The organism is Nitrospira sp., assembly GCA_030692565.1.
Classification (GTDB): domain Bacteria; phylum Nitrospirota; class Nitrospiria; order Nitrospirales; family Nitrospiraceae; genus Nitrospira_D.
Genome location: JAUYAO010000041.1, coordinates 55716 through 78412 on the forward strand (window position 1 = coordinate 55716; position 22697 = coordinate 78412).

At 57.6% G+C, this 22697-nt stretch carries 20 protein-coding genes; 17 read left to right on the forward strand and 3 right to left on the reverse strand.

Annotated features, from left to right (window positions below; genetic code table 11):
* Nucleotides 1–83 precede the first annotated feature (83 nt).
* Together Q8N04_10085 and Q8N04_10090 are read left to right on the forward strand one after the other, a co-directional pair.
* On the forward strand, nt 84–2339 hold the full coding sequence (locus Q8N04_10085) for a fused MFS/spermidine synthase (protein MDP3091018.1): 2256 nt from the start codon (nt 84–86) through the stop codon (nt 2337–2339).
* Between the two features lie 147 nt (nt 2340–2486).
* A complete protein-coding gene (locus Q8N04_10090; GenBank protein ID MDP3091019.1) occupies nt 2487–3845 on the forward strand; it encodes an FAD-dependent oxidoreductase in 1359 nt (452 codons plus the stop codon).
* Nucleotides 3846–3864: 19 nt separating this feature from the next.
* Here the strand turns inward: Q8N04_10090 and Q8N04_10095 are convergent, their stop codons facing one another.
* Nucleotides 3865–4725: an NAD(+)/NADH kinase gene (locus tag Q8N04_10095; protein ID MDP3091020.1), complete on the reverse strand. Its 861-nt coding sequence runs from the start codon at nt 4723–4725 to the stop codon at nt 3865–3867.
* A gap of 276 nt (nt 4726–5001) precedes the next feature.
* Here Q8N04_10095 and Q8N04_10100 point away from each other — a divergent pair, with 276 nt between their 5' ends.
* From Q8N04_10100 to Q8N04_10165, 14 genes are all read left to right on the forward strand, one after another.
* Entirely contained in the window at nt 5002–7428 is a 2427-nt protein-coding gene (locus tag Q8N04_10100; protein MDP3091021.1) for an ATP-dependent Clp protease ATP-binding subunit, read from the forward strand.
* A 120-nt stretch (nt 7429–7548) separates the two neighbouring features.
* Nucleotides 7549–8637, forward strand: coding sequence for a tRNA (adenosine(37)-N6)-threonylcarbamoyltransferase complex transferase subunit TsaD (gene tsaD, locus Q8N04_10105; GenBank protein MDP3091022.1), 1089 nt, complete (start codon nt 7549–7551; stop codon nt 8635–8637).
* Between the two features lie 212 nt (nt 8638–8849).
* Nucleotides 8850–10343: a GTPase HflX gene (gene hflX, locus Q8N04_10110; GenBank protein MDP3091023.1), complete on the forward strand. Its 1494-nt coding sequence runs from the start codon at nt 8850–8852 to the stop codon at nt 10341–10343.
* A 25-nt stretch (nt 10344–10368) separates the two neighbouring features.
* Complete coding sequence (nth, locus tag Q8N04_10115) at nt 10369–11031, forward strand: endonuclease III (GenBank protein ID MDP3091024.1); 663 nt, start codon at nt 10369–10371, stop codon at nt 11029–11031.
* Nucleotides 11028–11906: a YicC/YloC family endoribonuclease gene (locus tag Q8N04_10120; protein MDP3091025.1), complete on the forward strand. Its 879-nt coding sequence runs from the start codon at nt 11028–11030 to the stop codon at nt 11904–11906. Before nth ends, Q8N04_10120 begins: the two co-directional genes overlap by 4 nt.
* An 8-nt stretch (nt 11907–11914) precedes the next feature.
* Nucleotides 11915–12643 (forward strand): guanylate kinase, encoded by a 729-nt coding sequence (gene gmk, locus Q8N04_10125; protein MDP3091026.1) that lies wholly within the window; start codon nt 11915–11917, stop codon nt 12641–12643.
* Entirely contained in the window at nt 12636–12989 is a 354-nt protein-coding gene (locus tag Q8N04_10130; GenBank protein ID MDP3091027.1) for a DNA-directed RNA polymerase subunit omega, read from the forward strand. The genes gmk and Q8N04_10130 overlap by 8 nt, the downstream gene beginning before the upstream one ends.
* 2 nt (nt 12990–12991) lie before the next feature.
* Nucleotides 12992–14242, forward strand: coding sequence for a bifunctional phosphopantothenoylcysteine decarboxylase/phosphopantothenate--cysteine ligase CoaBC (gene coaBC / locus Q8N04_10135; protein MDP3091028.1), 1251 nt, complete (start codon nt 12992–12994; stop codon nt 14240–14242).
* A gap of 8 nt (nt 14243–14250) precedes the next feature.
* On the forward strand, nt 14251–15081 hold the full coding sequence (locus tag Q8N04_10140) for a tetratricopeptide repeat protein (protein MDP3091029.1): 831 nt from the start codon (nt 14251–14253) through the stop codon (nt 15079–15081).
* A gap of 104 nt (nt 15082–15185) precedes the next feature.
* Nucleotides 15186–15686 (forward strand): type II 3-dehydroquinate dehydratase, encoded by a 501-nt coding sequence (gene aroQ / locus Q8N04_10145; GenBank protein MDP3091030.1) that lies wholly within the window; start codon nt 15186–15188, stop codon nt 15684–15686.
* Between the two features lie 44 nt (nt 15687–15730).
* Entirely contained in the window at nt 15731–16291 is a 561-nt protein-coding gene (gene efp / locus Q8N04_10150; protein ID MDP3091031.1) for an elongation factor P, read from the forward strand.
* Nucleotides 16288–16860 carry an acetyl-CoA carboxylase biotin carboxyl carrier protein gene (gene accB / locus Q8N04_10155; GenBank protein MDP3091032.1) on the forward strand — a complete coding sequence of 191 codons (573 nt, stop codon included), beginning with the start codon at nt 16288–16290 and terminating at the stop codon, nt 16858–16860. Before efp ends, accB begins: the two co-directional genes overlap by 4 nt.
* A 33-nt stretch (nt 16861–16893) precedes the next feature.
* The gene (gene accC / locus Q8N04_10160; protein MDP3091033.1) at nt 16894–18234 is read left to right on the forward strand and encodes an acetyl-CoA carboxylase biotin carboxylase subunit; all 1341 of its coding nucleotides are present in this window, start codon (nt 16894–16896) and stop codon (nt 18232–18234) included.
* 328 nt (nt 18235–18562) lie between these two features.
* A complete protein-coding gene (locus Q8N04_10165) occupies nt 18563–18862 on the forward strand; it encodes a DUF433 domain-containing protein (GenBank protein MDP3091034.1) in 300 nt (99 codons plus the stop codon).
* A 512-nt stretch (nt 18863–19374) separates the two neighbouring features.
* Here the strand turns inward: Q8N04_10165 and Q8N04_10170 are convergent.
* Nucleotides 19375–20610 (reverse strand): SGNH/GDSL hydrolase family protein, encoded by a 1236-nt coding sequence (locus Q8N04_10170; GenBank protein MDP3091035.1) that lies wholly within the window; start codon nt 20608–20610, stop codon nt 19375–19377.
* Nucleotides 20611–21353: 743 nt separating this feature from the next.
* Here Q8N04_10170 and thiE point away from each other — a divergent pair.
* Complete coding sequence (gene thiE, locus Q8N04_10175) at nt 21354–22001, forward strand: thiamine phosphate synthase (GenBank protein MDP3091036.1); 648 nt, start codon at nt 21354–21356, stop codon at nt 21999–22001.
* Here the strand turns inward: thiE and bioD are convergent.
* Complete coding sequence (bioD, locus tag Q8N04_10180; GenBank protein ID MDP3091037.1) at nt 21961–22692, reverse strand: dethiobiotin synthase; 732 nt, start codon at nt 22690–22692, stop codon at nt 21961–21963. The genes thiE and bioD overlap by 41 nt on opposite strands.
* Nucleotides 22693–22697: the final 5 nt, after the last annotated feature.

Genomic DNA, 22697 nt, shown 5'->3' on the forward strand with positions numbered 1-22697 from the left:
CATCCTGTCGGTGCAGCGGCATCCACGCGAGAATCGCCAGCTGAGAATCGGGGAACGATTGTGACGACGCAACGGAGCATGACTTGGCCATAGTCTGGTCGGCGACGATCTTCCTGAGCGCCTTCTTACTGTTTCTCGTCCAGCCCATGATGGCAAAGATGATCCTCCCGATGTTGGGGGGGACCCCGGCGGTCTGGAATGCCTGCATGTTGTTCTTTCAGACCTCGCTCTTGGCGGGGTACGGGTATGTCCATCTCCTGAATTCATGGGTCGCGCCTCGTCGCCAGGTATTCGTCCATCTGCTCTTGCTGGCTGTTCCGCTGTTCCTCCTGCCCATCGGCATCCCAGCCGCATGGACGTCTCCCGACCAGACCAACCCTGTGCTCTGGGTGCTCCTTCTCTTGACCGTGTCGATCGGCCTTCCCTTCTTCATGCTCTCCACGACGGCCCCGCTCTTACAGAAGTGGTTTTCTTGGACCCCTCATCCGTCTGCTCGAGATCCCTATTTCTTGTATGCCGCAAGTAATGCGGGCAGCATGGTGGCATTACTGGGCTATCCGTTCGCGATCGAACCCTGGGTTCCCCTCAGAGGCACACAAGGATTGTCGCAGACGATGCTCTGGAGCATCGGGTATGGAGTCCTTGTCGCCCTTCTTGGAACATGCGCGTGGCTCCTCAGGCGCGAACACGCGCACGGAGCGGCGACAACGCCCCCCAGGTCGACGGCTCAGACAACTGCGCCGCTCTCGCCGCTTCCCATGCTCATTCGCCTGCGCTGGATCCTCCTGGCCTTCATTCCCTCGAGCCTGTTACTGGGGGCCACGACCCACCTCACGCTCAATGTCGCAGCCATTCCATTGCTGTGGGTCGTCCCTCTCGCGCTGTATCTGCTGAGTTTTATTCTCGTGTTCGCGAAATGGTCTCCGGCCAATCACCGAGCCATGGTCATCACCTTACCGGTCGTACTGCTGCTCCTGATATTCAACGCCATCCCCTTTGCCCCATCACTTACATATCTCGTTCAATTCCTGCTCCCTCTCGTGGGGTTGAGTCTGGTGGCGATGGTCTGTCATGGCGAACTAGCCAGAACGAGGCCCGCGACAGACCGGCTGACGATCTTCTATTTACTCATGTCCATTGGCGGGGCGCTCGGAGGCCTCTTCAATGCCCTGATTGCGCCGGTTGTGTTCAGCGACATCTATGAATACGACATCATGCTCGTGCTCGCCGCCTGTGTGCTGCCACGTCTAGAAGGCGCCGATCCGCTGTGGCTGTCGCACTGGATCTCTTCCCGGTGGGGCGCACGCGTGCGGAACGCGGGAGATCTGCCGTGGATGGCAGGAGCGGGACTGACCACCGCGCTCTGTACGGCCCTCAGCTATTCGTTGGATGAACCGCCGCTCATCCTGGACGCCGCCCTCGCCGGTATTCCGTTGCTGCTGTGTTATGCCTGTATCCGGAAACCGCTTCACTTTGGATTGGCGCTCGGCGCGGTGCTCATTACCGCCAACGTCATCAGTAACGCGTTCGATGATCCAGTCCTGTACCGGACACGCTCATTCTTCGGCGTGCTCACGGTCAAAGCGGATGGAGATGTGCATCGGCTGAAGCACGGCACTATCAACCACGGCATGCAGCGTATGCAGCCGGAGATGCGACGAGAATCGGTGAGCTACTTTCATCCCGCCGGACCCTACGGACAAGTGTTTGCCGCGTTCAGCGGGACCAAATCCAAGAAGCGTATTGCCGTCACGGGCCTCGGCATCGCGGCATTGGCCAATTATGCCGAGCAGGGGCAGTCGCTGACATTTTACGAAATCGATCCGGCGGTGGTAGAGATTGCGCAAACTCCCAGGTTGTTTACGTATTACGACGACGCCGTCCGCCGCGGGGTCGATCTGCGGGTCGTTGTGGGTGATGCCCGGCTGAAAATGCTGGAAGCTCCGGACGGCGCCTACGACATGGTCATCCTGGACGCGTTTACCTCAGATGCGATCCCGGTTCATCTTCTCACCCGCGAAGCGATGGAGATGTATCTGCGGAAATTGGCTCCCAACGGTTTATTGGTCATTCACATCTCCAATCGGTATCTGGCGCTCGAGCCGGTATTGGGGAACCTCGAACACGTCCTTCATTTATTTGGGTTGAAACAGTTCGGCACGTCGGATGACACGATCCTGCAATATGCGGCGGACATCGTGGTCATGGCAAAAGAGAAAGAAGCCTTCGGCGCCCTGGGCAAGGATCCACGGTGGACACCACTGCAACAATCCTCATCGGTCGGCCTCTGGTCCGATGATTTCTCGAACGTCGTACGCGCCATTCGATGGAGCAAATAGCGCATATCTCCTGGAGTGGCTATCCCGCGAGACGGCCCGGAAGGTGAAATGCTCCAAAACTTTGACACCCCAAAAGTCTCTATGCTAATGTCCGCGAAACTGTTGGGGTTCTAGTCACTTTCTATTCACTTCTTTAGGGAATACCGCATGAGCGCACAGGGTAAGCATGTGATCATTGTGGCCGGAGCCGGACCAGCCGGAATGGCCGCTTCAAATATGCTGGCGAAGGCCGGCCATGACGTCATCATACTGAACCGCGACATCAAGTTCGGCGGGCTGGCAGAATACGGAATATTTCCGGCCAAGCTGAAATTGCGCGGCGGCCTGAAAAAGCAATATTGGGAAATGCTGGAGCAGCCGAACGTGCACTACTTCGGCAACGTGTCCATCGGGAAGGGGAAAGACCTGACCGTGGAGGACGTTCGCGCTCTCGGCGCCAGCGCAGTTGTCTTTGCGATCGGCGCACAAGGCACCAAGGCCATCGGCGTAGAGGGGGATTCGGCAGAGGGGGTATTCCATGCCAAGGATGTGGTCTACCACTTCAACCGCTTGCCGGGATTCGGCGATCGGCCGTTTGAAGTCGGAAAGCATGTGGCTGTGATCGGAGCCGGCGACGTCATGGTCGATATCGCCCATTGGCTGATTCGCTATAAGAAGGTGGAACGCGTCACGGCCATCGTGCGACGCGGCCCCCTGGAACGAAAATACAACCCGAAAGAAATCCGGTCAGTCTGCGCGAATATGGATGTCGAGGGGATCACCGCAGAAGTGGCGCGCATCAAGGACCGTCTCGCCGCCGTCGGCCAGAATGCCGACGAAGTCCTGAAAGGTCTGACGGACGAATTCACTAAGTGCGAACCGGCCGTCAGCCCCACGAAAATGGGGTTCAAGTTCTTGGCATCGCCGAAACGCATTTTGGTCGATGGCAACAATCGGGTGCGCGGCTTGGAGATGGAAGACAATAAGCTGGAGCCTAAAGGCACCGACACGGCCGCCGTCGGACTCAAGCAGTATTACGAGTTCCCCTGCGACGCCGTCGTCTTTGCGGTCGGCGACAAGGTGGACGAGACCGTAGGGCTCCCCTATAAGAACGGACTGTTTGTCACCAATCCCAACAAGACCAACAACGATCCAGACGATGCGCTTTTCCAGGCCTATGACGAGGCGACCGGGAAAGCCGTGGATGGGGTCTTCCTCACAGGATGGGCGCGTAAGGCCAGCGAAGGGCTCGTTGGTGTCGCCAAGCGAGACGGGGAGTGGTGCGCGGAAGTGGTGACTCGCTATCTGGACACAAAGAATCAAGGCCAGCCGGTCTCAGCAAAAGCCGTCACAGACAAACTCACTGGTTTGTTGAAGGAACGAAAAAGCCGACCGGTGAACCTTGCAGGACTTAAAGCGCTCGATGCCGCGGAGAAAGCCCATAGCGGCGCGACGGACTGTATCGGGGAATTCAAATACGCCACCAACCAAGAAATGCTCAACTTGATCGAGCGGCACTCGCACTAGCCGAACCAGGGGGGACGGTTCAGCCGTCTCCCCATTTCAGCTTCTCCCGCAACACTTCATAATATCGCGTCTCTGGAAACCGGATCAGCCTCGTGCGATGTTCCGAGACTTTGATCTCAATCGTATCGCCTTGCGAAATAGCCACACCCACCTGGCCATCCATGGTGGCCATCGCTCCGTCATCCTTACTGGTCAGCGTCACTTCGATTTCCGCTCCAGCCGGGACAATCAACGGACGATGGGTGAGCGTGTGGGGACAGATCGGGGTCAACACCAACGACTGCACTGCCGGAGCTAGGATCGGACCGCCGGCCGAAAGAGAGTAGGCGGTCGATCCTGTCGGGGTGCTGACGATCAATCCGTCGCCGCGCAAATTCGTCACGAACTCGCCCTGAATGGCAATTTTCAGCTCAATCATTCTCGCCAAGGTGCCCTTGCTGATCACGACATCATTGAGGACAGCCCCTTGCGTCACCGTTTCCCCATGCCGGTGCACATGGGTCTTGAGCATCAGACGCTCATCCAACACAAAGTCGTTGGCAAAGACTCGCTCAAGCGAGGGATAGAGATTCTCCAGACGGACTTCGGTAAGAAACCCCAGCCCGCCCATGTTGACCCCGAGAATGGGAATGCCCCGTTCGCCGGCGAGCCGCGCCGCATTCAACATCGTCCCGTCACCACCTAATACCAACAACACATCGGCCTGATTGGCCAGCTGCGTTTTCTGAATTCCCCCGGTCTCGCCAAGCAATGCAGCGGACGTCGTATCTAATAGCGCAACGATATTCTTCGCCCGCAACCAGGAGACAACGCTCTGCAGCGTTTCCTTGACCTCTGGAAATTTCGGCTTCGTGAGAATGCCAATGCTCTTACGTTGCATATCGATACCGGCGTGCCTTCAATTGTGGAGTGGCGAAAGGTGCGGGATTGTATCGGGACGGTTCTCAGACTGTCAACGAAACGATCCCACGCACATGATGAGCCAAAGTCGAGCACCTGACACATAACCATTTATGTATGATTGACTTTCATCATTGTAGGATTTGCGTGCAACCTTGACACTCGAAAAGCCGGTAGTTAGAATTAGGCCAAGATTTTCCATAGGTTCGCGCGACCGGAACCACTACGAGTCTATACCAGACCAGAAGGAGGCAGGATGTTCGAACGATTCACGGACAAGGGTCGGAAGATCATCATCCTGGCACGGGAAGAGGCCGAGCGGCACCAGAACGATTATCTCGGGACGGAGCACTTGGTTCTCGCGATTCTCCGTGAATCCGACGGTATCGCCCTGATGATCCTGAAAAAAATGGGCCTCTCGACCGAACAGATCCGGCTCGAAATTGAGCGGAACTTGCCCGGCGGTGGGACCACGATGACGTTTGGGGAAATTCCCTTTAGCCCGCGCGTCAAGAAAGTCATTGAATACGGTGTGGAAGAGGCCAGACTGTTGGGCCATAACCATATCGGCAGTGAGCATCTCCTGCTCGGCCTATTGCGGGAGGAAGAAGGGATCGGCGGAAAGATTCTCCGTAGCCTCGGAGCCAATCTCCTGACGGCCAGACAGTTGACCGTCACCTTCCTGAGAAAGTCCGCTCCGCGGGAGCGAGACCGGAAGAGCAACACGCCGGCGCTCGATGAATTCGGACGGGATCTGACCCAGATGGCCCAAGAAGGTCTGTTAGATCCGGTCATCGGTCGCGCCGATGAAATCGAACGCGTCCTTCAGATTCTCAGCCGTCGGACCAAAAATAATCCGGTCCTCATCGGAGAGTCGGGTGTCGGCAAGACCGCCATCGTCGAAGGCTTGGCCCAACGAATCATACAGTCAGAAGTTCCGGATAATCTCTTGTCGCGCCGGGTCATCGCACTCGACCTTGGTTCGCTGGTTGCCGGAACAAAATACCGCGGCCAGTTTGAAGAGCGGCTCAAGGTCGTGATGAAGGAAATTGTGCAGGCCGGCAATATCATCATCTTCATCGATGAATTGCACACGCTCGTCGGAGCCGGAGCGGCCGAGGGATCGATCGATGCCTCTAACATGCTGAAGCCCGCGCTGTCCCGTGGCGAGATCCAATGCATCGGCGCCACCACGCTGGACGAATACCGCAAGCACATCGAAAAAGACGGCGCCCTCAAGCGACGGTTCCAGCCGATTCATGTGCAGCCCCCGAGCATGGATGAGGCCGTGCTGATCATCCAGGGTCTCAGAGACCGATACGAAGAGCACCATGGCGTCGAGATCTCTGAGGATGCCATCATCGAGGCGGTGAAACTGTCCGACCGGTACATCACCGATCGATTCCTCCCGGACAAAGCGATCGATTTGATCGACGAAACCGGCTCGCGCGCCAAACTCCAGACCTATGCCTTGCCGTCTGAGCTGAAGGCGATGGAGCAGGAACTCAAGAAAGTCTCGCGGGATAAAGAACTCGCGATCTCCATGCAGAACTTCGAAGAAGCCGTGCGCCACCGTGAAGAAGAAGAGCGGTTGCGCAAACTGCTGGATGAATCGAAGCGCGAATGGAAAAAGAGCCAGGAAAAGAACAAGCCGACCATCGGAAAAGAAGATGTGGCCTACGTCGTCTCGAAGATGACGGGCATCCCGCTCTTTAAACTGGAAGAAGAAGAGTCGAACAAGTTGCTGCACATGGAGGATTTCCTCCACAAACGCGTCATCGGCCAGAACGAAGCGATTTCGGCCGTATCGCGCGCCATCCGCCGCTCACGGGCGGGTTTGAAAGATGCGAAGAAGCCGATCGGCTCGTTTATTTTCATGGGTCCCACCGGCGTCGGCAAAACCGAGTTGGCCAGGACCGTCGCAGAATTCTTATTCAACAGCGAAGATGCCTTGATTCGCGTCGACATGTCCGAATACCAAGAGAAGTTCACCAGCTCGCGACTCTTTGGAGCGCCTCCGGGCTATGTCGGCTACGAAGAGGGCGGACAGCTGACCGAGAAGGTCCGTCGCCGTCCGTATTCTGTCGTGCTCTTCGATGAAATCGAGAAGGCCCATCCGGACGTCTTCAATGTGCTGCTTCAAGTCTTAGACGACGGTGTGCTGACCGACAGCCTGGGTCGTAAGATAGATTTCAAGAACACCGTGATCATCATGACGTCGAATATCGGCACCAAGATGATCCAAAAAGGTGTGTCGCTCGGCTTCCAGAGTACGGAAGGGGAGCAGGCGAGGAGAAAGAAGGAAGAAGTGATGGGCGAATTGCGCCGCTCCTTCAGCCCTGAGTTCCTGAACCGGATCGACGAAGTCGTAATCTTCCATCAACTGGAGAAGGAACAGCTCTACACCATCCTTGATATCCTGGTTCGTGAGCTGAACGCACGGCTTGTGGAAAAGGGTGTCGAGATCGAGCTGGATGACGAAGTCAAACAATGGCTGATCAAAGAAGGATATGAGCCGTTGTATGGGGCCCGCCCGATGCGCCGGACCATTCAACGCGCCATCGGCGATCCGCTCTCCGATGACCTCATCAGAGGACGGTTCAAGGACAGCCGCAAGATCAAGGTCGTGCTTCGCGACGGAGCCCCAACCTTCATCGAGCAGGAGACGATGGCCAGCGTCTAACCCGTCCATCGGGATACGCTCGTACGACAGAGTGAGATTGATTCATCTGCACCCCCTGCGGTCATTGACCGCAGGGGGTGCATGCTTTTCAGCGACAGAGTGTGATAACTCTACAGAGTCATGACGACGAGTCCATCCGCTGCAACTGAACACACCACTTCCTGGACCCCATGCCCGATACTGGGGATTGAATCCTCCTGCGATGAAACATCGGCTGCAATCCTGAATCACGATGGAACGGTCCTCTCGAACATCGTGTCCTCACAAGACTCAGTTCATCGCCAGTTCGGCGGCGTGGTGCCTGAGCTGGCCGCACGCGCCCATCTGAGTACCATTGACCGGGTTGTCCAGTCCGCGCTGGTTGAAGCACGTCTTTCCAGGCATGACCTTGGGGCCATCGCCGTCACACAAGGACCCGGCCTCGCCGGTGCGCTTCTGGTCGGACTCAATTACGCCAAAGGATTGGCCTATGGGCTCTCGCTCCCGCTTGTTGGCGTCAATCATCTAGAAGGACATATCGCCTCTGCCTGGCTGGCGGATCCCGCATTCCCGTTCCCCTGCATTGTTCTTGTCGTATCCGGTGGGCATACCCATTTATTCAGGAGGGAAGCCGATGGTCGAACCATACTATTGGGCTGCACCAGGGACGATGCCGCCGGTGAAGCGTTTGATAAGGGCGCGCAGATGCTCGGCCTTGATTATCCTGGTGGCCCCGCGATCGATCGCCTGGCGCGCCAAGGGAACCCCAAAGCCATTCGCTTCCCCTTGTCTCGCTTACAAAAGAGCAGCTTGGAGTTCAGCTTCAGCGGGCTGAAGACATCGTTGCTCTATCGGCTTCGAGGAATGGACGCAGCGGCACGTACCGCCCAGGCCGCCGATCTGGCAGCGGGCTACCAAGAGGCGATTGTGCGCGTTCTTGTCGATCGGGCGTTTGTGGCGGTACGGTCGTCCGGCGTGGATGCGCTGGCCGTGGTCGGGGGGGTTTCCGCCAACTCACGGCTTCGTACACTGCTTACCGCGAGAGCCCAGGAAGAGGGAGTCAGGCTCGCGTTGCCGCCGATGGCCTACTGCACCGACAACGCCGCCATGATTGCATCTGCCGGGAGACAATTGCTCCTACGCGGGCACCGGCCCGTCGCTGACCTCGAGATTCTGCCATCACTGCGACCGGGCACTTACGCCGGCCGTGCAACCGTCCACCCGCGCTGACCAAGAGGCCGCCTATTCCTGAGATACAAGGCAAAACTCTCGGACTTCGTGCCAGCCAACTCGCCGCGATCGAGCATCTCTATCGACGACGGAATGCGGTCGATGAGGTCCTGTCCCTTGAGCTGGCGACAGAGCTCTCGACGCTCTCGGCTGAGTACCGGCGTCCAATCTCGCTGCTTCTCACCAGACGCGGTGTCGTGCAGGAAATCATCGTGGGAACCGACATGGTGTTGTCGCCCACCACACTGTCTAAATTTCGCGCAGGCCCCCGCTCACTGCGAGGGCTCCGCCTGATTCGAACGCAACTCCAAGACCGGCCCTTAAGCCAGGAAGATCTGACCGACCTCGGCTACCTGCGCCTCGACCTGATCGGCATTCTCTCAGTATCACCAAACGGCACGCCTGGGACGCTCTATCTCGCGCATCTCCTGCCGCCGAATGAAACCGGGCGACTCTGCGAAGTCCTCAAACCGACGCCGCTACAGGAATGCCCCCTCGTCTTCGACCGATTCATCAAAGACCTCGAAGTAGACCTGCAGGAAGCTCTCAAGCATCACGCCGTGACCAGCGGGAGCGAGTCCGCCATCCTGGTCAGCGCATCGTCGCATGGTCGCGCCGAGCAGGAAGAACGGCTCGCCGAGCTCGCCGACCTTGCGGCCTCTGTCGGCGTCACCGTGTTTGATTCGATTGCGCAACGCATTGGAGACGGCCACCAGCGATACCTGCTGGGAAGCGGAAAACTGAAAGAAGTGCTGATACAAACCCTGCATAAGGGCGCGGATATGGTCATCTTTGATCAAACGCTTACGCCGGCCCAGGCGCGGGCGATTGCCGAGATGACAGACATCAAAATCATCGACCGGACGCAGTTGATTCTCGACATTTTTGCGCGCCGGGCCCATAGCCGTGAAGGCAAGGTCCAGGTGGAACTGGCGCAATTACGCTATCTGCTCCCGCGCCTCTCCGGACAAGGCACACAGCTGTCACGCCTCGGCGGAGGCATCGGAACCAGAGGCCCGGGAGAAACGAAATTGGAAACCGATCGCCGGAAGATTCGCGATCGGATTACCCACTTGGAGCGCGAAATCGAACAATTCTTCAAACACCAGAATCAACGCCGCGCACGCCGGGAACGGCAGCAACTGCCGGTCCTCTCCTTCGTCGGCTACACCAACGCCGGCAAGTCGACCTTGCTGAACCTCCTCACGGAAAGTCATGTCTCGGCGGAAAATCGCCTCTTTGAGACATTGGACACCACCAGCCGCCGCCTGCGCTTCCCGCAGGATCGGGAAGTCATCGTCACCGATACCGTCGGATTTATCCGCGATCTCCCCAAAGAACTGATCGGGGCGTTCCGGACGACGCTGGAGGAATTGCGCGAAGCCGATTTACTGCTCCATGTCGTCGATGCGAGCGCGCCCGACATCGACGTTCAGATGAAAGCCGTCCTGGATATTCTCGAAGAATTGGAGCTCGATAAGATCCCGCAAGTCCTGATCTTCAATAAGTGCGATCGACTGCCCGCCGCTCAAGCCGAAGCCCTATGCCGACGCTATGACGCCATCGGCATCTGCGCCCTGGACGCATCGACATTGCGGCCGCTGATTGATCACCTCGCAACACGCGTTCACACCATGACCAGCACCGAGGAACCCGACCTTCCTCCACCGCCGGCCCCGGATCCTGCACTTGCATCTCACCATTAACCGCGGCAGAATTGCGCCACTTTCAATGAACGCTCATTCGCGCCGCCACTCATCCGTGACAACCAAGCCAGCTACGCTTGCGCGCCTGCTGTTGAAGCATCAGCCGAAAGCCGAGATGGAGCTGACCCACCAGTCTCCGTGGGAATTGCTCGTCGCCACCATCCTGTCCGCCCAGTGCACCGACCGGCGGGTCAACCAAGTCACCCCGGCGCTGTTCAAGCGTTTTCGTCAACCGCAAGACTACGCCACGGCCCCTCCGCTCGAACTTGAGGCCCTGATCAAATCGACCGGGTTCTACAAAAATAAAGCCAAGCACTTAATCGGATGCGGCAAAGCCGTGACGGAACGATTCGGCGGATCCGTTCCGCAACGCATGGAAGAATTGACGACCATCCCAGGGGTCGGCCGCAAGACCGCGAACGTGATCCTGGGGACCGCCTTCGGGCAACCGTCGATCGTCGTCGACACGCATGTCAAACGAGTCGCCAATCGACTAGGCCTGACCACCTCGGACAATCCCGAGCGAATCGAACAGGATTTGCAGCAGCAATTTCCCACCGCTCAATGGACCGCCATTTCCCAGCGACTGCTCCTGCACGGACGCTATATCTGCCTGGCGCGCAAACCCCTCTGCAATGCATGCCCGCTCTATACAGAGTGCCAATGGAAAGGAAAGCTCCCGCAATGATCACCAGCATGACCGGTTTCGGACGACGACAAGGGGCCTGGCAGGACGGACAGGTGACGGCAGAAATTCGCTCCGTCAATCACCGGTTTTTGGAAACCGGCCTGCGACTGCCGAAGACCATGAGCGCGCGTGAAGAACACATCAAAAAAGCCATTCAGGAACATTGCCGCCGCGGACGCGTCGACCTCACGGTCCTCGTGCAGGGCGGGCGGGGAGGGGCACGCTCGCTGCAACTTGACGCTGATCTGGCGAAGCAGTACCATCAGGCCCTCCGGAATCTCCAGAAAACGCTCAAGCTCAAAGGAACGATCGATGTCGGGCTCCTGGCAGGATTCCGTGATGTCATTACGATTTCCGACCAGCCGTCCGACGACCCCAAGCTTGCCGCGCTCATAGAAAAACTGGCAGGCCAGGCGATTCAAGACCTGGTGAAGATGAGAAAGAAGGAGGGGGCCCTCCTCGCGACGGATATTCGCGCGCGCCTTGAGACCTTGCGCGGACTGAAGGCACAAGTGGCGGTTAAAGCCCCGTCAGTGGCCCAAGAGGCTTTTGACCGCATGAAAATCAGACTTGAAAAGCTGCTGTCGTCTGAGATCCCGGATGTCCCGAAATTGCATCAAGAGCTGGCCCTCTTTGCGGATCGCAGCGACATCACAGAAGAATTGGTCAGACTCGATGCACATATGATACAGTTCGACCATACGCTTCAGAGTTCAGAGTCCGTGGGCAAAACGTTGGACTTTCTCCTGCAAGAGATGGGGCGAGAGGTCAATACCATCGGCTCCAAGGCCAACGATGCGACGATCACGGCATCGGTCGTACAAATGAAGGCAGAGTTAGAGCGAATCAGAGAACAGATTCAGAACGTGGAATGACCAGCATCATGAGCACCAGTCCTGCGCCAACCGCATCAGATCCGCGTCCCTATGTCCCCGAACGACGGGGAATTTTGTTCATTATTTCGGCGCCGTCCGGAACGGGCAAGACGACACTCTGCAAACAAATTACCGCCTCGGTACCGGGAATTTGGCATTCGGTCTCCTATACCACCAGGCAGCCGCGCCCCGGTGAAGAACACGGACGGGAATACTTCTTCATCGAAGAGAAAATCTTTCAGGACATGGTGGCCAAAAACGAGTTCATGGAATATGCCCATGTGTACGGCAACTGGTACGGCACTCCGCGCAAGGCTCTGATGGACAAGATGGAGCAGGGGATCGACGTTCTGCTGGAAATCGACGTTCAGGGCGCCTTGCAGATCAAGAAGAAGGTGCAGGACGCGGTGTATATCTTCATCCTGCCGCCCTCAATGGAAACATTGCGCACCAGGCTCCAGAGCAGGGCCTCCGACACCCCGGAGGAAATTCAGCGCCGATTACAGAAGGTGAAGGAGGAGGTGTGGAGTTACCGCGAGTACTACTACATCGTGCGTAACGACAACCTGGAACAGTCTCTTAAAGAACTCCAGAGCGTGTTCCTGGCGGAACGCCTCAAGACGAAGCGACTGGATATGCATTGGCTCGAACAGAACTTCATTCTCGAGAAAGAATCCAAACCGGGAGATCGTGACCAATCTTCCATTGCTAAAGGGAGTACCGCGCACCATGATTGACATGCTCAACCTCTTGCCCCAGTACAAACTCGGCCAATTCGATTCACGCCATCGGCTCGTCATCGTCGCGGCTCAACGAGCCAAGCACCTGATCCAGGGAGCCAAACGCTCCGGCCTCGTCCGCTTCACCAAGGAAACCACCTGCGCGCTCGACGAAGTGCTGCGCGGAGAGGTCAAGTATCTCGTCGGCGAGGAAGCCCGTGAGGCCATGAAAGAAGCCAAGCGCGGAAAAGAAGGCGAGACCGAGCGGTTGGCCATGATGACCGGTGAGGACGCCAAGGAAATTAAGAAAGAACTCAGCGTCTATGTCGATGACGCCGCTAAGCCCGCCCCAGCGGAGGAGTAACGTTGGATTCAGAGACGACGCCAGGGACGTTGACCGGTAAACGGGTGGCGCTCGGCGTCACAGGAAGTATCGCGGCCTATAAGGCCGTGAGCCTTCTGCGTGCCCTCACACGGCAAGGGGCCAGCGTCTCCGTCGTGATGACCAAGGCCGCGACGAAGTTCGTCACGCCGATGACCTTTGAAGTGTTGTCCGGCCAGGCCGTGACGACCGACCTCTTCGAAGCTCATCAAGAGATGAAGCATCTCTCCATCCCGGAAGAGGCCGATGCCATCGTAGTCGCCCCGGCGACGGCCAACTTTCTGGCAAAGGCCGCTGTCGGACTGGCGGATGATGTCCTGTCGACCATGCTACTCACGAGCCGCTGTCCCTTGATTGTGGCACCGGCCATGGACGGCGACATGTGGACACATCCCACCGTCCAAGACCATGTCAAGACGCTCCGCTCTCGAGGCACAACAGTCCTGGACCCCGAAGAAGGTCCGCTCGCTTCAGGGCAAGTGGCCCAAGGGCGACTTGCCGCCGAGACTCGAATCCTCGAAGCCATTGAACAGGTCCTCATCCCGCTCGCCGATTTGAAAGGGCAGAGGATCCTCGTCTCAGCCGGCCCCACCCAGGAAGCCATCGATCCGGTTCGCTACATTTCCAACCGCTCGTCGGGAAAGATGGGCTATGCCATCGCGGAAGGGGCCAGAAACCGAGGTGCCGAGGTCATCCTCGTCACCGGCCCCACCGCCCTCACACCCCCGGCCGGCATCCGTGTCGTGCCAATCATCACCGCCAAAGAAATGGCGGAAGCCATGTCGGCTCAGTTCAGCTGGTCCTCCATCGTCATTATGGCCGCGGCCGTGGCGGACTTTCGTCCTAAGACTCCAGCAGCCCAGAAGCTGAAAAAGGGAACCGCCGCCGTGCCTCCGCTGGAGTTGGAACGGGCTCCCGATATTCTGGCCATGCTCTCGGCCAAACGCACCTCCCAAATCCTGGTTGGCTTCGCCGCCGAAACGCAACACCTCGTCCAACATGCGACCGACAAACTCACGGCGAAGGGCCTCGACCTGATCGTCGCCAACGATGTCACCCAAGCAGGAGCGGGATTCGGCAGCGAACACAATGCGGCCATCATCCTCTCCCGCACCGGAATTCAGCACGCCTTCGACCTCCGTCCAAAATCACAATTGGCTCACGATATCCTCTCAACCATTGTAGAATTTGCCAAGAACGAACCTCGCAAACAGACACCGGCTTCCGTGCGATAGGAGCCTCAATGGCATCAGGATCCCGGGCCAACGCCGCTGAAATCGATCGTCATGCGACCACCCTGGCGAAAGACCCTGCCTCCAAGGCCTTTATTCCATTGGCTGAAGAGTATGGGAAAGCCGGCATGTGGTCCGAAGCGGCAGGCGTCCTCGAAGACGGGCTGAAGTACTACCCAGGATTTATCACGGCGATGGTCGCGCTTGGCCGCGCCTATGACCAGCTGAGCCAACCGACCAAAGCCAAAGCCATTCTGGAAGAAGCCATCAAGATCAGTCCGGAAAACCTCCGGGCGCATCGAACCTTGGCGAAAATCTACACCGCCGAAGGCTCCACCGCCCAGGCGCTCCGCTCATGCGACGTGATCCTCGCTCTCAATCCATTAGATCAAGAATCGCTCTCGCTGCGCGCCTCCCTCGGCGCCGCCATCCCGAACCCATCCGAAACACCTAAGGCACCATCGACAAGAGCAACCGTCGCATCGTCCGAAGCGGCTGCTGTCGCACCTGATCCACACCTGCCGGCCGCTGCGGAGCTATCAGCCCTAGCCGAAAATACAGACACCGCTGCAGAGGTGGTAGAACCCGCCATGCCGGATCTCCTAGCTGATGCCACCGCCAGTATGGCCTCAGTCCTAGAAACGGAACAGCCCCGGGCACAAGAGCCGGCACCCGTTGAGGCTGCCATGACGACTGCACTCGCCGCCGAACAGACTCCCGTGTCTGCTCCATCACGAAACCAGACAGCCACCAATCGACTGGAGCATATGCTGCAGTCCATCCACGCTCGCCGCCGCGATCGCCCCTCTCCCGAGGCCACCACAGTCTCAACTCAATCCTGACCAAAGGTTTGACCCACTCCGACGGGGCTGCTAGAATGCCGCCGCTAAGCACCTTGTCGTGTACTCAATATTTTTCGTGACTTCGGAGGCAGTGCGTACCTGAGATGGTTCGAATCCTTGTGCTACATGGGCCCAATCTCAACCTGCTCGGGACTCGGGAGCAATCGATTTACGGCACCACCACGCTCGACGAAATTGATACCGCCATTGCCCAGACAGCCGAGGGCTTGAACATTGAAGTCGATACCCGCCAATCAAACATGGAAGGGGAGCTGGTCACCTGGATCCAGGAAGCGCGGTCGGGTTATCACGGCATCATTATCAACCCGGCAGCCTATACGCATACCAGCGTGGCCATTCGGGATGCCCTGGCCGCCGTCGCCCTGCCGACCGTGGAAGTGCATCTCTCGAATATTTACCAGCGGGAAGCATTCCGTCATCATTCCTACATCGCAGGAGTGGCGATGGCGCAACTCTCCGGCTTCGGACCAGCCGGCTATCTCCTCGCCCTCCAAGGACTCCTTGAACATCTCCTGGAGCAAGGCACCAAGACAGGCGGGGCCGCATCAAAACCCGTCCGCCGAACCCGCCGACGAAAAGCATGAGCACCAGGCATTGAATCACCGTGTGAGGATGAAGGGAGTCTGCAGTGATTTCGACAGTTGATTTTCGCAATGGCGTTCGCTTGATGGTCGAAGGCGACCCCTTTTACATCGTCGAGTTTCAGCATGTGAAACCAGGCAAAGGCGGCGCCTTCGTCAGGACCAAGCTGAAGAGCTATCTCACCGGCAACTTACTCGACCGCACGTTCCGATCCGGCGAGCGCTTTGAAGAACCGAAACTCGATGAACGGGAAATGCAATTCCTCTACGCCACCGACGACGATTACACCTTCATGGATAACGAAAGCTACGAACAGCTGACGTTTGCCAAGAAGACGTTGGGGGAGAATGCGGATCTGATCAAGGAAAACATGATCGTGAAGATTCTCGTCTACGAGCATCGACCGATCGACGTCGAACTCCCCAATTTTATCGAGCTCAAAGTCGTGGACGCCGATCCGGGCGTGCGCGGGGACACCGCCTCAGGCGGCACCAAACCCGCCACCGTCGAAACCGGCGCGATCATCAAAGTTCCCCTCTATCTGGAGGTAGGCACCGTGATTAAGATCGACACCCGCACCAGATCCTACGTGGAGCGCGTCAGGTGAGTAAGCGGAAACCGGCGCGTCCGAAGACCAAACAACCCCGACCGATCGTGCTCCCTCAGGCTTTTCCCGGAGCACAAGGGCAGGCCGACACCATCTTGACCGGCACGCAGACCAAGCAGATCCAGGACCTGATCGATCTGCTCCGCCGAAATAACCTGACCGAACTGGAACTCGAACGGCAGGGCGTCCGTATTCGCGTCCGGCATGAAGTCGGCATGAAGACCGTCACCACGTCGGTGCAAGACGCGACGCCGGCATCGCCACAGTCCGGCAGCCAACCGGCGGCGTCCTCCGGCCCCTCGGCTGAAGAAACGGCCGGCATGTTCACCATTACCTCGCCGATCGTCGGCACCTTCTACCGCTCGCCGTCTCCCGACGCCGATCCCTATGTGGAAGACGGGGACTACGTGAAGAAGGGCCAGGTCCTCTGCATCGTCGAAGCGATGAAGCTCATGAACGAAATCGAATCCGAAACCGACGGGCGTATCGTGAAGATCCTGGCGGAGAGCACGAAGTCCGTCGAATACGGACAGGCGCTGTTCCTGATCGATCCCAAAGCGACCCAATAGTCCGCCGCAATCGATACACCTCGGAGTGACTGCGTGTTCAAGAAAGTTCTGATTGCCAATCGCGGAGAGATCGCCCTGCGGGTCATCCGCGCCTGTAAAGAGCTCGGCATCAAGACCGTCGCCATCCACTCGGAAGCCGACGCCGCCAGTCTGCACGTCCGCGCCGCCGATGAAAAGGTCTGTGTGGGCCCGGCCGAAGCGGCCCTGAGCTATCGCAATATTCCCAACGTCCTGAGCGCGGCGGAAATCTCCGGCGCCGACGCCATTCATCCCGGCTACGGCTTCCTGTCGGAGAACGCTCACTTCGCCGAAGTCTGCGAATCCATCGGCATCAAATTTATCGGCCCGTCCTCCGAGAACATCGCCATGCTGGGCGACAAAGCCAAGGCGCGCGAAATTGTGATGAAGCGCGGCCTTCCCGTCACGCCCGGCAGCCCCGGTGAACTCCGGAGCGAGGAAGAGGCTCTGCAGGCCGCGCAGAAGATCGGCTTTCCCGTCATCATCAAGGCCACCGCCGGCGGCGGCGGACGGGGCATGCGCGTCGTGAACAAAGCCGAAGACCTGGCCCGCGCCTTCCAAGCGGCACAAGCCGAAGCCAAATCGACGTTCGGCAACGAAAGCGTCTATCTCGAACGATACTTCCTCGAACCGCGCCATATCGAAGTGCAGGTCATGGCCGACCACCGTGGCCACGTCATCCACTTGGGCGAACGGGATTGCTCGATCCAGCGGCGGCACCAGAAGCTGTTGGAAGAAACTCCGTCACCGGCAATCGATGACAAGCTGCGAAAAGAAATCGGGCGCGTCGCGGTCGAAGCCGTGAAAGCCGCGCATTACCGGAACGTCGGCACCGTGGAATTTCTCCTCGACAAGGACCGCAATTTCTTTTTCATGGAAGTGAATACCCGCATCCAGGTCGAACATCCGATCACCGAAATGGTGACCGGTGTCGATTTGATCAAGGAACAGATCCGCCTGGCCGCGGGTCTTCCCTTGACCCTCCGGCAGCAAGACGTCGTCATGAACGGCCACAGCATGGAATGCCGGATCAACGCCGAAGACCCGGAGAAGTTCACCCCATCGCCCGGCACCATCACCAAATACAGCCCGCCCGGCGGATTCGGCGTGCGTGTCGATTCCGTCATGGAATCAGGCGCGGTCGTCTCACCACACTACGACTCGATGATTGCGAAACTGATTACCCACGGCCGCGACCGCCAGGAATGTATGGCCCGCATGCGCCGCGCCCTCGACGAATTCGTCATCGAAGGCATCAAGACCACCATCCCGCTCCACCGCCGCATCCTCGACGACCCCGACTTCCAAAAAGGCCACGTCTCCACGACGTTCCTTGAGCGGTTCCTGGCGAGCTAACACCACCCTGGCGTGTGTTGCTCTTCATTGACCAACGGTCCCCTGCGAAGTAGTATCGTATCCGCCAAACAGCACGACAAAGGGAATCGGCATGCCGTCCAAGAGAACCGGCCTTCTGAAACAGCCCAATAGCCAGAGGCTCACAACCTCTCGGAGACGAAGAGCAGACCTCCTCGACCATGAGCTGAATCAGTCTTCATGGATGCCATTCTTTGGTAGCCTGAAGAAATTCACCGCCGATTTCATGGAGCAGGGTCGGTGGCAACCAACAGCCAGCAGACGTAAAATGTGACTCACACGAAGCCCGTCATGCCCTGACGCATCCACCATGAACATTGTCACGACACAGCACATCGACATCTCTCCTGACATTGCCGGTGGCAAGCCCAGGATAGCCGGACACCGCATCACAGTTCAGAACATCGTGATCTGGCATGAGTGTATGGGTCTGACCGCCGATGAAATCGCCTCCAATCACGAAGTCTCCTTGGCCGATATCTACGCAGCGCTGGCCTATCACTACGATCATCGCCAGGAATTAGACGAAGCGATTCTGGCCGACGAAACCTATATCGCCGAGTTGCAGAGCCGGACTACGTCAAAGCTGAGTGGAAAGATCGGTGGCTGACCGGATCAAGTTCTATCTGGACGAGCATGTCCCGAAAGCGGTGGCCGAGGGGTAGCGCCGGCGTGGCGTAGAGGTCATCACGGTTCAAGAACTCGGCTTGCAGGCGGCTGAGGATGTGAAACACCTGGAGCGGGCCGACCAAGACGGACGAGTGATCGTCACGCAGGATACGGACTTCCTACGGCTGCATGGAGCAGGCCATCCTCATCAAGGCACTGTCTATGCGCCGCAACAGACACCCGTCTTGCACATACTGCGGTCTCTCATGCCGCTCTATGATGTTTTGTCCGCCCAGAGATGGTACGGCATGTCACACTTCTCTGACCGCTATTCCTAACAATCCGCGCGCCCCCTGAAATAATACAATTCCACCGATTTACTTTCCCATTGGCAATATATTGGAGAGGCACAAAGTCCAATACTGGCCTCATCTATTTCATCTGTTTCGCGAGCGGCAGGGACTCTATTCGTACTTCAGGTTGAGAAATGAAAAAACGGCATTTCGATGGGCATCATTCCCTTCTGCGAGAGAGCGGAACTGAAGATGGGAAGAACTGAAGAGTCGGTTGAGGACCGGTCTCGCGAGTCAAATACTTACCCATGTGTTCAGCAATGACTTGATGGCCCTTCGGATTGAGATGCGGATCCATTTTTGAATTCATATACACTCGCTTGTCTTCTTCCGCGAACCACGAGAGCATATCAGTCACAGGGAGAGGGGCCACTGCCTCGGCAACGTCCCTCAGTAGGGCGTCGTTGAACGGAGTGGCCAACAGGCGAACATAGAACACGACCAGCGGAATGTGGCGTTCCTCGCACAGTCGTGCCATTTGGCGCAATGAGCTCATCGAGTCTCTCCAGCCGGCTTCTAATCTAAATTCATATGTATCCAAGTCGGCGGCGCTGCGGATGCCGTACCGGCCGTACCGGCCTGCGTAGACAGCCAACCGATATAACCAACTTTGTTCGAGCAGGAGTTGCAGAACTTGGGGCGGAGACTTCTCCTGGGCGGATACGCCTTGCGCTGAGCTTGGGGCAGGCGGAGCGGCCTCGATGTCATTCGGGTGGTACAGGAGAAGGACTAGGTCCGGCTCAAGAGCGAGTCCGTCATTTCGAAGAAACGTGTACTCTTGGACCGTGTTATATCCAGCTACCCCGGCATTGATGACCCGAATGGGGCGTCCCACTTCAGTTGTAAGGAGTTGCTGAAGTTTGACCGAGAATGTTTCATTTTGAACCACGCCCCATCCGAATACCACGGAATCTCCCAGCATAAGAATTCGATATTCAGATCGTTTCTTGGAGCGAATGGGATCATCGCGAAGACCGAGTTCGTTGAAGCGGACGTCCACGCCTTGATACATTGCCTCCCAGGATCGGCGGTGCCGAACAACCAGGTCCGGGTCTGCGACTCGATCCAGATTGTACCGACGGGTTTCTTCAAAATAGGAAATCCCGAGCGGGTCGGCCATGCGACAGAACACTTCCGCCGTGGTCAAAGCGACACAGACCGAGACACCCAGGAGAAGAATTGCCCGCCGGTGCTGATAAATGCGCTGTTTGAGCAAGATGGATACGCAGACATTCAGACAGAAGAGCACCGTCAGGAGAACGAAGTAGCTCAAGGAATATCGATGCAGCACGGATGGGGATTCGGAACGGTGGGTGCCGAGCCAGACTACGAAGAACCAGCTGGCAGATATGAATGCCAACCAGAAGAGTCGGAACCATATTGAAGGTGCAGACATCCTGTACTTCTCCCTCACTAGTCAGAAGTTCTACTCCGCAGTGAGCTTCTTAAGCCGGATTGTGTGCAAATGGGTGAGGCTTCCAGTAAAGTCTAGCCCTAGGTCGGCACGGCACCAAGAAAAGTCAAGAATTCGACGGACGATTCAAAATGCAGGCGAAGTGATTCGGCAAGGTTCTCCCAAACTCGCTCGGTCATGAGAATAAAGTGTCGCGGAGAATCATCAACGATTCACTTGAGAATTACCCATGAATCAGACATTAAGAGGGGGCCTTGGGCGGTTGGACCGCATCTGTTCTTTTTTAAGTGCGCCTCGCGGTGTTCTGCCTAGGCGGCGGAACGACCTGTCAGCAGATAGTCAAGAACCACTCCATTCTGCATACGACTGTCAAGCGCTCGGTGCGACTCAACCTGATGGTAGAAGGTCCGACGTCTGTTTAGTCCCCCCAAACACCTTCGTGATCTGGGTGGGATGGGCGCGCAATTCCTCGGCCAATTCGACCAGCGCCTCGTCGCCTTTCCCCGCGATTACGGCACCGGATCCCTGAAGGCAGCCCCATGATTGCGTTTCGCTCTCTTCATCGCCTCGTGCCCTGTTTCGCCAGCACCCAGTGGCTTCGGTGAAGCAAGGCTACCACTTAGCGCACTATCCGGTTGTCCGGGTCCCCCTCTAGCTTCCTACGCATTCCATATGCGAGTCCCCGGTAGAGACTCGTTACCCCATCAGAGTACAATCGGTCCATCATGGCTCAACTTTGCTATATTGACTTCGCCGGCATTTACCTCCTCCTCGATCCATCAGTCTCACCAGACAGGCCGCTAGGTGAAGCTCTGACTCAATCTGCTCGAGCCGGGGTAAAGATCGTTCAGTACCGCAACAAGACTGCCTCAATGAAAGAGGCTTATGCGGAAGCGCTGCCGCTCAGAACGCTTGCAGCGGAGTTGGGCGTCTTGTTTATTGTGAATGACCGCTGCGATCTGGCACTGGCGGTGGATGCGGACGGGGTACATCTGGGGCAGGGAGATCTGCCGCTCGAGCTTGCACGAAAGGTGATGGGCCCGGACAAGCTGATCGGCATCTCGACACACAATCCCGATCAGGTGAGGGAAGCGAGTGCGGGAAAACCGGACTATCTCGGCTTTGGCCCGATCTTCAAACCGGGCTCAAAACAGGATCACGATCCGATCGTAGGGATTGAAGGTCTGCGGGCAGTTCGCGTACTCACGTCACTGCCGGTCTTTGCCATCGGGGGAATTACTGTAGAGAACGTCGGTGAAGTGATGAAGGCAGGCGCGAACGGCGTCGCCGTCATCTCTGCCATTCTCAAAGCCACGGACATCACGCAGGCCGTCAGCGACTTCCTCGCGCAGATGCCAACACCAGCCTCGTAAGGTTTTTCATCTCGCTGTTCGCAGCCATTGTTTCGACAACCCGTTCAAACCGTGCATCCACGCCAGCCCTGTAGGGGAGCGGCCCGATCACCGGGACGCAAGCAAACTCCCGCAACAGTTCTAGAGTCGAACATTCCTGTCGTCGTGCCACAGCGGTCTTCGCCGGAACTGTTCGGTTCAACACCAACGCAAGGATCGGAATCTTTCGCTCACGTAACGCATTGAGCGTGAGCATCGCATGATTCACTCCACCGAGCCCGGCCCGCCCGACAACCAGCACAGGAGCTTTCAGCTTCTCGATCAGATCCAGCACATCCATCGTTGGAGTGATCGGTACATGCACACCACCCGCGCCTTCAACCAGCAATACCTCATGCTGAGATTGCAGCTGACGGTAGGCCCGCATGATTATTGGGATCGTAATGGATCGTCGTTCAGCCCTCGCTGCGTCTAACGGTGCAATCGGAAGTCGAAAGGCATAGGGCCTGACGAGTTCGAGGGAATCACACACCTGCGCCGCAACCCTGAGTCGATCGGCATCGGATGGTCGGCCCTTCACTACGCCGGTTTCGACCGGCTTCATCACGCCGACATCGAGGCCCAGTGTTTTCAAGCTCCACGCAAGCGCCGCCGTCACCAGCGTCTTACCGACTGCGGTATCCGTCCCCGTGATGAATATCCCGTGTGTCACGCTCG